The sequence below is a fragment of the Shewanella sediminis HAW-EB3 genome, assembly GCF_000018025.1.
Taxonomy (GTDB): Bacteria; Pseudomonadota; Gammaproteobacteria; order Enterobacterales; family Shewanellaceae; genus Shewanella; species Shewanella sediminis.
In genome coordinates this window covers 1302691-1315176 of record NC_009831.1, presented here as the reverse complement: position 1 = coordinate 1315176, position 12486 = coordinate 1302691, and the positions used below count along the sequence as shown (strand labels likewise).

Annotated in this window: 6 protein-coding genes; 4 read left to right on the top strand and 2 right to left on the bottom strand. The window is 47.5% G+C overall.

Going from position 1 to position 12486, the window contains the following annotated elements; translation table 11 throughout:
- Positions 1-50 precede the first annotated feature (50 nt).
- Positions 51-1247, bottom strand: a complete 1197-nt coding sequence (gene tyrS / locus SSED_RS05675; RefSeq protein WP_012141451.1) for a tyrosine--tRNA ligase — start codon at positions 1245-1247, stop codon at positions 51-53.
- 140 nt (positions 1248-1387) lie between these two features.
- Between tyrS and SSED_RS05670 the strand changes: the two genes are divergently transcribed.
- Together SSED_RS05670 and SSED_RS05665 are read left to right on the top strand one after the other, a co-directional pair.
- On the top strand, positions 1388-2815 hold the full coding sequence (locus tag SSED_RS05670; RefSeq protein WP_012141450.1) for a peptidoglycan DD-metalloendopeptidase family protein: 1428 nt from the start codon (positions 1388-1390) through the stop codon (positions 2813-2815).
- 154 nt (positions 2816-2969) lie between these two features.
- Positions 2970-4079, top strand: coding sequence for an anhydro-N-acetylmuramic acid kinase (locus SSED_RS05665; RefSeq protein WP_012141449.1), 1110 nt, complete (start codon positions 2970-2972; stop codon positions 4077-4079).
- Positions 4080-4502: 423 nt separating this feature from the next.
- Here the strand turns inward: SSED_RS05665 and SSED_RS05660 are convergent, their stop codons facing one another.
- Entirely contained in the window at positions 4503-6644 is a 2142-nt protein-coding gene (locus tag SSED_RS05660; RefSeq protein WP_012141448.1) for a winged helix-turn-helix domain-containing protein, read from the bottom strand.
- Positions 6645-6998: 354 nt separating this feature from the next.
- On the opposite strand from SSED_RS05660, the gene SSED_RS05655 reads away from it, so the two are divergent.
- A complete protein-coding gene (locus SSED_RS05655) occupies positions 6999-9767 on the top strand; it encodes a TonB-dependent receptor plug domain-containing protein (protein WP_012141447.1) in 2769 nt (922 codons plus the stop codon).
- Between the two features lie 120 nt (positions 9768-9887).
- A complete protein-coding gene (locus SSED_RS05650; RefSeq protein WP_012141446.1) occupies positions 9888-12464 on the top strand; it encodes an alpha/beta hydrolase family protein in 2577 nt (858 codons plus the stop codon).
- Positions 12465-12486 lie beyond the last annotated feature (22 nt).

Genomic DNA, 12486 nt, shown 5'->3' with positions numbered 1-12486 from the left:
AAGCCAAGGCTTTAAACCAGCTATTTATACCAGGACTCTAAACCAGCTCTTTATACCAGAGTGATCTTAGCAAACTTGCGCTTACCCACCTGGAACACACCCGTAGTCCCGGCGCTTAGCTGAAGACGTGTATCTTCAATCTTAGTGCCATCAATCTTGGCGGCACCTTGCTTGATCATGCGCATCGCATCTGAGGTCGAGTTTACAAGACCCGCTTCTTTAAGCAGGTTAGCGATAGCTATCCCTTCACCGGCTGCGATCTCTAACTCTTGAATATCGGTAGGGATGGCGCCTTTTTGGAAGCGATTGATAAACTCCTGATGAGCAGCATCGGCAGCGGCTTCATCATGGAAGCGTGCAATGATCTCCTTGGCTAGCGCAATCTTGATGTCACGTGGGTTAGCACCGGCGTCTACATCGGCCTTGAACTGCTCTATTTCACCCAGTGGACGGAATGATAATAGCTCGAAGTAGCGCCACATCAACTCATCAGAGATGGACATTATCTTGCCAAACATCTCACCGGCAGGCTCACTCACACCAATATAATTGTGCGCAGACTTAGACATCTTCTTCACGCCATCGAGGCCTTCAAGCAATGGCATCATGATAACCGTTTGTGGCTTCTGACCTTCCGACTTTTGCAGCTCACGGCCCATCAGCAGGTTAAACTTCTGATCGGTACCGCCGAGCTCAACATCCGACTTGAGTGCCACCGAGTCATAACCCTGTAGCAGTGGATACATGAATTCGTGAATCGCGATAGACTGACCCGAGCCATAACGCTTCTTAAAGTCGTCACGCTCCATCATACGAGCAACGGTCTGCTTCGATGCCAAACGGATCATACCGGCGGCGCCCAGAGGCTCAAGCCAGCTGGAGTTAAACTCGATACGAGTCTTAGCCGGGTCTAAGATTTTGTAAACCTGCTGCTTATAGGTTTCAGCATTGGCCAACACTTGCTCGCGCGTCAAAGGAGGACGAGTACTGTTCTTACCGCTTGGGTCACCGACCATACCGGTAAAGTCACCGATCAAGAAGATAACTTCATGACCCAGCTCCTGAAAGGTACGCATCTTATTTAAGATAACGGTATGACCTAAATGAATATCAGGCGCGGTAGGATCGGCTCCAAGCTTGATACGTAAGGGACGTCCCTCTTTTAATTTTTCCAGCAGATCCGCTTCGAGTAAAATCTCATCGGTACCACGTTTAATTTCTGCTAATGCTTGGTCTAAATCAGCCATCTCGCCAGCTACTCCAAAGAGCCTATGAATAAATAAAGAGAGTCATGTTACTTGTTAGCCAGCACAAATGAAAGTGTGTACACTAAGGGGATCGGTATAAGCGACAAAAATTGCTATTTAGTGTGACGGGAAAGGGGTCGATGGGAAAGGTTATTACGTTATTAAAATTACTGCCTAGATTGCATCAAATGCTGCTGACACTTCTGGTTTTGGTCACACTGACCATTCTTCTTATCCCGGCCGATGATGCCCAGGCATCCAAAAACACCAATACTCAGCTTTCAGGCAGTATCGATCTCGGCAATAACTCGACCGACTCAGTATCAAATACTGAAGCGCGTAATGCTCAGCAGTTAAAACTCCCACTGGCATTTCGCAAACCCACACCGCCATCGGGAAACCATTCCGCTTCAAACGCTGAATCTAATCATATTGAACCTCTAGCTGACGGTTCAATGGAGAAACTAAAAGCTAAGCAAGCAGAAAATTTAGATGTTGAACGTTTTCAGGTAAAAAGCGGAGATACCTTAGCCGCTCTCTTTATTCGGGCAGGCCTAAGCTCCAGAGATGTCTATGAGATAACCTTACTGCCTAAGGCAAAGAAGAACCTGCTCAAAATCATGCCGGGTGAAGAGCTCATTATCGCGAAAGATTCGGCGGGTGAATTAGCCGAACTTAAATACCAGCTCAACCCGATCTCGACTCTCATCATCACTAAAAATGAAGCTGGCTATAAAGAGCTCATCTCAGACAAGCAGGTAGAGAGTCGTAACAAATTTGCCAGTGCCACCATAAGCAGTAACTTCTGGAATGCCGGAGTCGGCGCAGGATTAACGCCAAACCAGATCATGCAACTGGCCACTATTTTCGGCTGGGACATCGATTTCGCACTGGATCTCAGAAAAGACGATCACTTCGCGCTCATCTTCGAAGAGGAGTATGCCGACGGTGAGTTCCTGAGAAACGGGAATATTCTCGCGGCCGAGTTCAGTAACCAGGGTGACCGCTACACGGCGGTGCGTTATACCGATGGTAACTACTACTCCGAAGAGGGCCGTAGTATGCGTAAGGCCTTCTTGCGCTCCCCTGTCGACTTTAAATACGTAAGCTCAAGCTTCAACCCCAAACGACTTCATCCGGTCACGGGAAAGGTCAGAGCACATAGAGGCGTAGATTACGTCGCCAAGGTGGGCACGCCGATTAAAGCCGCGGGTAAAGGACGCGTCATCAAGTCAGCCTATAACCAATACAATGGAAACTATGTGTTCATTAAACATAATGACACCTATACCACTAAGTATCTGCACCTGAAGAAGCGTAAAGTGAAGCAGGGCGCGACCGTAAAGCAGGGGCAAGTCATCGGAACCTTAGGTTCTACCGGACGTGTCACTGGAGCACATCTGCATTACGAATTTATCGTCAACGGCGTTCACCGTAACCCGAGAACAATAAAACTTCCCAAATCATTGCCTATTGCCAGTAAAGATAAACCTAAGTTTATGGCACTTAGCAAACAGATCATGACTAAACTTCAACGTAACAAACAGGTTTACCTGGCATCTCAATAACCGCGCTAAGAAGATCAAAAACGTCGGTCAGGCAACCCCGGGTCTACCAGATCCGGAGCCGATGTCAGGTGCCGGTTTCAAAATTTCAGTTCAGACTCCTGCTCGCATTGAAAACTAAACGAGCAGATGAGTCCGACGACAACGGATAACAGTAATGAATACAAACTATTTTATAGGTTTAATGTCAGGCACCAGCATGGATGGCATCGATGCCGTTCTGGTCGATTTTAGCTCGCCAAGTCCAAAACTTGTCGCTAAACACAGCCAGGTCATCCCCAAACACACCCTGAGAAATCTTCAGCGCCTCTGCTTGCCCGGCAGCGATGAGATCAACCTCTTGGGTCAGTTAGACCGTAGTGTCGGCCTGTTATTTGGTGCCGCCGTCAATGAGCTCCTGGCCAAGGCCGGAATATCCAAAGAGCAAGTCGTAGCCATAGGCAGCCACGGTCAGACTGTCAGACATATGCCTAATCTGGATATGGGATTTACACTTCAGATTGGCGATCCTAATACCATAGCCATCGAAACCGGCATCAATGTTATCGCCGACTTCAGGCGTAAAGATATCGCTCTGGGCGGGCAAGGTGCCCCTCTGGTTCCCGCCTTCCACCAGCAGATGTTTGCCAGTCCTGATACACCGCGCATCATTCTCAATATCGGCGGGATAGCTAACCTTACCTACCTGCCCGGCACTAATGACGATGTGATTGGATTCGATACCGGGCCAGGTAACACCTTAATCGATGCCTGGATACAGCAGGTAAAAGATCAAGCCTATGATGAAGATGGTGCCTGGGCTGCAAGCGGAACGACCGATGAAAAGCTACTGAAACATCTGCTTTCTCATACCTACTTCTCTCAGCCCTTTCCTAAGAGCACGGGTAGGGAGCTATTCAATCAGGCCTGGCTTGAACAACAGGCCGCCGAATTCGGCTACCTGAATGAAGCTGACATTCAATCCACTCTACTCGATGTCACTTGCCACAGTATTGCGAAAGACACCCTTGCCCTGTCACTCAGGGGAGAACTGTTTGTTTGCGGAGGGGGGGCGTTTAACACCGAACTGATGTCACGCCTGGACAAGTTACTTCCCGGATATAAGCTCAGCACAACCTCGGATCTGGGTATTGCCCCTCAGTGGGTCGAAGGGATCGCATTTGCCTGGCTTGCCATGCGTCATCATCAAGGTCTCTCTGGTAACCTACCCGCCGTAACCGGCGCCTCCAGAGAAGCCGTGCTGGGCTCACTCTTTCCCGCGGATTAATACCAGTTTCACTAAATATGTTATCAATTCAGAGTCACTCAGGCTTTTGAATTCAAGACGCATTGATGGAAGAATGGTTATTCCCTTGTAAATCAATGCAACGCTGAAGTGGGAAGTCTGAGAGGCTCCCAACGGGCGGCTGATGTTTAAAGCCAAGGGCAAAGCCCTGCATGCTGCGTTCGATGCTTTTGATATACGACTGCATGGATGCAGAAGGTAGAGCAACGCAGGAGCTTGTTGCCGAGAATAACTATTAGCTTCAATCATCCGCAAGCCACATGGATGTGGTGAATGTCTATATTGCAGGAGCAATATATAGACCTTGCCTTCAGCGCTTTGAATTCCCGCTGAATGAACAGATATTTACTGAAATTGGTATAAGCCCTTTGGCTGGGGGCACTAGCCTCCAGCTTTTAAACTGAATCAATGCAATAGTTTATGTTTAAGTTTAATCACATCACGCTTCGAATACTCAGACAGGGTCATCAGCAGGCGTCTTTCGCCGGGAATATAGCTCATGGCCCCAAAAGAGCTCAAACTGCTCGCGGGCAATTTTAAAATAGGCGTGGTGAGATCGGTATTAAAGCTCCAGAAATTTATCAGCTGATACCCTGCGTTGACCTCACGAAAATAGACCCCTTTGTCAGTCACTACCCAGTTGTAACTCTCGCTAAAGTCCTCTATAGCAATTAAGGGCTCCACTTGTTGTGGATTCGAAATATCCATAGACCAGAGGCCATATTCATCATAGCGGGTAAATACTAAGGTATTTGCATCGGTCATCTTACCTAAACGTACATCGATAGAGCTCAGATGCTTGGGGGAATGGTTGTGCAGTGAGAAGGCGGTTAAGCCATCATTGGTCGATGATAGCACCCATTCATCTCCCCATGCCCAGCTCGGTCTTCTATGATCTGAAGACCTCGAAGGTAATATGCTGATCCCGCCGCTGGAGAGGTCTACAATATGGATCTTATTCCCTTCATTTTTATCGTCCGGAGCCAGGAACGCAATTTTGCTACCATCATGGGACCATGCCGGATAGGCGACCCTCCGCTTAAGATCGGTAAGTTGTACTCTGTTTAATCCATTATGATCTGACGTCCATATCTCATTGAACCCGGTCTCGTTGGACACATAGGCGATACGTTTGGCTTTCGATGAGTAATCGGGGTTACGGTAACTATACTCCGCTTGGGATATTGGAAAAACCGTCGAGGGAATGTCCTGGTCCAGAGCCAAATAAGCAACACTAAAATCTTTGATATAGTTGGAATAGACCACCTCATCTCTATGGGGAATAAATTTTGGGTAACTGAACCCTGAGATCGACAGCGGCAACATCTCTTTCGACTCAATATCGACAATAAAACCATCCCTGAATCCTGAGTTTTCAGTACTGAAAACCAGCTTCTGACTATCCTGATCCCAGCTCAAACCACGAATATCCTCTAAACCTTGAGTCAGACGAACCTCATCGCCGGTTACAATGTTCCGTATAAAAATATCCTCAGAAATCGTGCCATATCGCCTCGCTATAGCAATCCACTTCCCATCGGGACTGAAGGCAACATCTCTGTCCCTGTAACCACAATCACGCTCACATGATAGTCTCAGCGGAGCAAGTTCTGCGGATAAGAGATCGAGCAGGTAGAGGCCCGCATCAAGCTCCTCCCTCTCCTTCTCTTTCCATATATAGATAAGCGAACGACCATCGGCAGAGATATCTAACGCAGAGGTATAACTGTAACACTCAGATAGATAGCTCACTTCATTCGTCTCTAACATAAGGCGATTCATATGGCATTCGCGGGTAACTCTGTCTTCACTGGGATATATCAGTGATTTACCATCAGACGACCAGATAGCCCTGAGTTCACGGGTCCGTTTCGATGTCAGTCGCTTGGGTGTCAGGGTCGGCGACTCTAAATCCTTGAGGTACAAATTAGACCGCTTACCATAAACCAACCAACGTCCGTCGGGCGAAACAGCCGGATACAACTCAGCCCCCGCAGCCCGCGTCAATTGTACCATTTCAGTTTGACGCAATTGCTTACTGTCCTGATACAGATGCAAACCGGCGAACACACCCACAACGAGCAGGATTACAAGCATGGCATACGACCTCAAGCGTAACTGCTTACTTAAGCGCTCAACCTTAGCCTGCTCGACTTGTAATATTTCGGGTTCATCTACCAAGTCCGAGGCATCAAACAGAGGTTCAATCAATAATCGATAACCGGTTTTTCTGACGGTTTCTATCGCTTGCTCGCCGCTAAGCAGAGGGTTGAGATGTTTTCTCAGATGCCAGATAGCATTCGTTAACGCCTTCGCACCGACATAGGTATTCCCTTCCCAGATGTTGTCGATAAGCTCATCGCGGGTTACGACATTTGGATATTTTCTTGCAAGATAACTCAGCAACTCGATAAATTTGGGCTGAATAGAGACCTTTCCCGGAGTCACGCTATCCGGAACGGGCTCACAGAAGTTAAGACTATTCTCACCGGGCATGACTTCACAGCCTTCCAACTTAAATACAGCCTCTTTTCTTATCTTTATCATCCCACTCTCCGGAAGGCGTTGATTCTAATTTTATAGTCGCTCAACTTCGCCCTAACATTTTACATCTAACCAACACCGGATCACAAGTAACCATGCAGGCATAAAACACAATGTAACCAACTAATTTAAAAAAGAATAGATATTAAATAGATATATAAACAACAAAGAAACGACACACCAGGCATTGCTGGCGAATAACAAATTAATTACAACTGGAGTCAGTTGACAGCTTGCGACTTCTTGTAGTGCTTATCGACACCGTTCTCCCCAGAAAAGCCTGTATCTATGTGACGGTTACTGCGAACCGTAGAGTGAAACCTATAGGTAAATTATAAAAATAAGGACAGCAATCAGATGAAACCACAGATGAAATTATCGGCATTAACATTAGCCATAACCATGGCGGCATTGGCACCTTCGTCGCTACTCGCTGCAGAAGATTCTGCCGCGACAGACGGCGCAAACAGTAAGATTGAGAAAATTGAGGTAACGGGTTCCCGTATTAAACGTGCCGACTTTGAAGGGGTTGCTCCAGTCACGGTGATCACAGCAGATGATATTGCCAATAGTGGCCTATCTTCTATCTCTGAAGTCCTTCAATCTTCAGTGGCAAATAACGGTGGTTCACTTAACGGTGACAGCGATGGTTTTACCGATAGCGCAAGCTCAGTTAACCTTCGCGGTATGGGCGCCAACAGAACTCTGGTACTTATTAATGGCCGCCGCCAAGCCTCATTCCCTTCTGCTGCTGGTGGTACTTCAAACTTCGTCGATACCTCTGATATTCCAACGGCTGCAGTTGAACGTATCGAAATCCTTACCGGTGGTGCATCGGCGATTTACGGTTCAGATGCTGTCGGTGGTGTAGTAAACATCATCCTCAAGAAGCAATATGATGGTGCTAAGGTTGAAGCGAAATACTCAGATACTACCCAAGGTGGTGGTGAGCAGTTTGATCTATCTTACCTGCAGGGTATCAACACTGAAAACAGTCAATCTTTGATCATGCTCGAATACAAGCAGGTTGGCGCAATCCAGACCTATCAGCGTGACGATCTATACAGCCCTGCCTATTATGAAGATGAGGATGGCGACATTCGTTGGGGTTCTGGACCATACGGTGACTCATTTCCATCAAGCTGGGCATCTTGGATCAGAGATTACTCAAAAGTTTATACCGATGATAAGTACAGCCCTGTCGATGAAGCTCAGTGTACTAATCTGTTCGGTGACAAGGGGGTCTATGTAGAAGCTGGTACTTATGATTGTTACTACGATAAGTATGCCGACCGCGGTCTACAGTCAGAATATGACAGAATCAACCTGGTTGTTAACAGCACTTACGATCTTAACGATGATTGGCAGATTTATGGAATGCTTAATGCCTCCTATAAAGAGAGCACTAAGTATAAAGATGAGAAAGGTTTCGGGGATTACTTCTATCAAGATGAAGCCACAGGTGCAATGAGTTACGACAAGTACGAATTTGAAGATTACAACAAATTCCAGATGCGTCGTCGTATGGAGGAGTACCCTGGGCCACGTACCTATGACACCCAGAACACTAAAGCCTCTCTGGCTTTTGGTGCTAACGGTACCATTGGTGATTACGAACTGGATATCTCCTGGTCTAGCGGCTACGCACTGTATGAGAAGCAGAACCATCATATGGTCAGAGCTGATGCCCTACTCGGTATGGTGACTTTCGATCCTAATGACACAGATGCTTCTAAGTGGTACCCAAATAACCAGTTAACCACAGAGCAAGCTGAAGCACTTATTGGTGACTCAACGAAGAAATCGGACTCTAGCATGCACCAGTTACAGGCCGTATTTACCGGTGACTTGATGGAGCTGGAAGCGGGTACTGTTGGCTTTGCAACTACAGCAGAGTGGGCACGTGAAAGCTATGAAGATACCTTAGATGAAACCACCATGAACGGCGGTTTTATCGGTATGGGTGGTACGGGTGGTAAGGGTGACCGTGACCGTGTTGCTGTTGCAGGTGAATTGCAGGTCCCACTACTTGCCGATATGACAGGTGTTAAGTCATTAGACCTATCTGCTGCACTTCGTTATGACCAATACCTGGATGATTCAGATGTGGGCGGAGCAACGACTCCTCAGGTTGGCCTAAGTTACCGACCAATTGATGAGGTAATGGTACGTGCTAACTGGGGTAAGAGTTTCCGAGCGCCAGATATGCATCGCCTCTATTCTGGATTAACAAGAAGTTTTGGTGGAACAGAGTATCCACATCCAACAATACCAGATGAGATCTATGAAGATGATTACGATGGCTTCAACTCTGGAAACCTAAACCTTACCGAGGAGAAGGGTGAATTCTGGAACCTAGGCTTTGTTGCCAATGTTACGGATAATGCAGATCTAACATTAGACTGGTGGAACATCGAACTTGAGGGTGCGGTTAAGACAATTTCAACCGATGAGATGCTAGAAGACCCGAGCTATATCAAGAATGGTCAATATACAGATTGCGCAACAATGCCAGAAGTGGGTTACCTGACTGAGTTTGATGATGACGGCATCGAAAACATCGCCTGTATGCGCAAAGGTCCTATTAATAGTGCCTATGAAGCATCGGAAGGTATCGATGCCAGCTTCAACTACCTGTTCCCGGAAACTGCTGCCGGTGAGTTTAAGTTCAAGCTTGCAGCCTCTTACCTACTCAAGAAGGAGTATCAAGAGAGAGAAGGTGATGAGATAGAGGAGCAGACTGAGACGGATTATTTCCCTAAGTGGAAGGGTAATGCCAGCCTGAGCTGGAGCTATGAAGACTTCACGGCAACCATCGCATACTACTACACTGGAGAGGCCGTAGGTACCGATCTATTTGAATACGTTGATGAAAATGGTGATGATGTAGAGTCGATGGAGACTGATACCTTAGATCCATATCAGATCATCAACATCACGCTATCTTACTACGCACCATGGGAAGGTAAGTTCACCGCAGGTGTTAAAAACCTGACCGATGAGATGCCTCCACTTTACGATATACGTAACGACGAGCACAACGACTGGCCATACTATCAAGATGATAACAGCAGTTACTCTGCCAAAGGTCGTAGCCTGTTCTTGGGTTACTCACAGAAGTTCTAATCAAAGCACTATCTAGATAAAGCAGTAACTAGATAAAGCAGTAACTAAACTGTAGCGCCCTTCATAGGGCGCTTATCCTCTCAAATAACAGTTCTATCCCCCTTTGTATCAGGAGATAAAATGTCTCGAATGTCCATCTTTATGTATTCCCTGATAGCTTTTTTTAGCGCATCTGGCATTGCAGCCGAATACCAAACTCCCTCTCAACCGCTTAAAGAGGTTGTAGAGCAGAAAAAAAAGGTAAGTACTCGCTTATCGAATAACAGGCAGTGGTTGGCGATACTCACGCCTGAGTCACATACAGATATCGAAAACTTAGCCAGAAAAGAACTTAAATTAGCGGGCCTGAGGTTATCACCCAATCGACTGACCCCAAGCCGAATCAAGGCCAAGTATCTTAGTATCGAGTTGGTCAATTTAGACAATGACTCGGTAAAGAGAGACACCATTCTCACACCAGCGGATCTGACCGTCACTAAGGTGCAATTTTCTCCCGATAGCCGTTTTATCAGCTATATCGGAATATCAAATCATGGCGCCGACCTCTACCTATACGAGATAGCGACTCGTCAAAGCTTCAAACTAAGCAAGAGCCGTATCAACGCCAGTCTGGGACTTAAATACCAATGGCTGCATAATAGCCAGGGCATAGCAACCAGCATTGCCATCGATAGTGAACACTCACCTCAGACGCCTCAACTTCATGGGCCAAACATCAGTATCACTCAAGGTAAAAAAGCGCCGAGACGAACCTATCAGGATCTATTGAAGAATGCACAGGACGAAGCACAATTCAGTCAACTGACCACCAGCCAACTGAGTATCATAATGCTCGATGGTCAGGTAATAAAAATCGGTAAGCCTGCAATTAACATCGGCTTTAGTCTTTCTCCCGATGATAAGTACGTGCTGGTGAAGCGCATCAAGCCCCCCTTCTCTCATATGGTAAAGTATCGTGATTTTGCCCAATCAGTGGAGATGTTCCATAGCTCCGGAGAAAAACTCACTACCCTGGCCGAGCTTGAAAGTGGTGAGTTTCGACCTTCCGGCAGCGACTCCGTCAGAAAGGGCCCCAGATTAATTCACTGGCGCAGCGATAAACCCAATACTCTCGCCTATGTCGAGGCGCTCGACGGGGGTGACAGCAACAAAAAAGCGCAATACCGGGATCAACTACGACAAATCAGCGCTCCCTTTAACCTTGCGCCTAAAGCCTTAGTGAAAACCCCATGGCGAATTGCAAACGTTCAATGGGGCGAAGAGCGACTCGCACTCATCACGGAGCGGAACTCGAAGAATAAACAGATGAGGGTCAGCTTCCTGGACACAGAGTCTGGATCTGATAACTCTGTTTCTGGCAATTCTGTACCAGAGCAGAGCACTGCGATGCGCCTCTGGTACCAAAAGGCACTCAGGGACAGCTACAGCGATCCCGGTCGTCTCTATAAGCACACCCGCCCATCAGGGCTAGGGCATCTTTTCGCCGTCGATAATCAAAGCGTGCTCCATTATGGATTGGGCGCCTCACCTGAAGGCTATCAGCCTTTCCTGAGAATGACGAAGGTTCCGCTAAAAGATGAAGGGGCAGATACTTATCTTGATAAGAGGGTAGGCAAAGAGGCCGTTAGCCAAGCCGCATCTACACGCACTACGACCAACTCTACAACACTGTGGCGTTCGGCAAGTAACAAGCTGGAAAGCGTTCGCTATCTGCTCAATCGTAAACCGCTCAGGCTCATCATCAACAGACAATCGAGCGATACGCCATCGCACTTAGTCCTGCTCGACGTCCAAGCCGGAACGGAGCGGGTACTGCAGCCAAAAACAGCCGAGATAACCGCGTTCAAAGGCGTTAGCCGACAACTGGTGACCTACACGAGAGATGATGGCTTACCTCTATCTGGTAATCTCTACCTACCTGCCGGCTATACAAAAAAAGATGGTCAGCTTCCGGTTTTGATGTGGGCTTACCCCAGAGAATACAAGAATGCGGAGGTGGCCAGTCAGGTCAACTACTCTCCCAACCAATACAACTATATCAGCGCCAAGGGCCCGGTCCCCTTCGTTGCCAATGGGTTTGCCGTGTTCGATAGGGTAGCAATGCCCATCGTAGGCGAAGGAAAAGAGAAGCCTAACGATAACTTCCGTAGTCAACTCATCGCTAATGCCAAAGCGGCAATCGACACCTTAGTCGAGATGGGCGTCGCCGACAGAGACAAAGTTGCAATCGGCGGTCACTCCTATGGCGCCTTCATGGTCGCCAACCTGTTAGCTCATTCGGATCTGTTTGCCGCTGGCATAGCCAGAAGTGGTGCCTATAACCGCACCTTGACTCCATTTGGCTTTCAAAATGAGAAACGTAACTTCTGGGAGGCACCGAGCCTGTATCAGCAGATATCCCCTTTCACCCATGCCGATAAGATTGATGAACCACTACTGCTGATGCACGGCGAGATGGATGCCAACTCGGGCACTTACCCCATGCAATCGGCCAGACTGTTTAAAGCGATTAGAGGCCTGGGTGGCAATGCCAGACTGGTCACCTTTCCATTCGAGAGTCACAGCTATCAGGCCAAAGAGTCTCTGATGCATATGCTATGGGAACAGGAAAACTGGTTAGATCAACACCTGCGGATTAAAAGTAAAACTAAAAATAAAGATGAGACAGCTTTGGATACCCGCGTCTCGTTCCATTGAAAAACAGAGTAATAGGACATAA

Excerpts from the sequence above, each read along its gene's own strand:
- tyrS (WP_012141451.1), bottom strand. The coding sequence starts at position 1,247 with ATGGCTGATTTAGACCAAGCATTAGCAGAAATTAAACGTGGTACCGAT.
- SSED_RS05670 (WP_012141450.1), top strand. The coding sequence starts at position 1,388 with ATGGGAAAGGTTATTACGTTATTAAAATTACTGCCTAGATTGCATCAA.
- SSED_RS05665 (WP_012141449.1), top strand. The coding sequence starts at position 2,970 with ATGAATACAAACTATTTTATAGGTTTAATGTCAGGCACCAGCATGGAT.
- SSED_RS05660 (WP_012141448.1), bottom strand. The coding sequence starts at position 6,644 with ATGATAAAGATAAGAAAAGAGGCTGTATTTAAGTTGGAAGGCTGTGAA.
- SSED_RS05655 (WP_012141447.1), top strand. The coding sequence starts at position 6,999 with ATGAAACCACAGATGAAATTATCGGCATTAACATTAGCCATAACCATG.
- SSED_RS05650 (WP_012141446.1), top strand. The coding sequence starts at position 9,888 with ATGTCTCGAATGTCCATCTTTATGTATTCCCTGATAGCTTTTTTTAGC.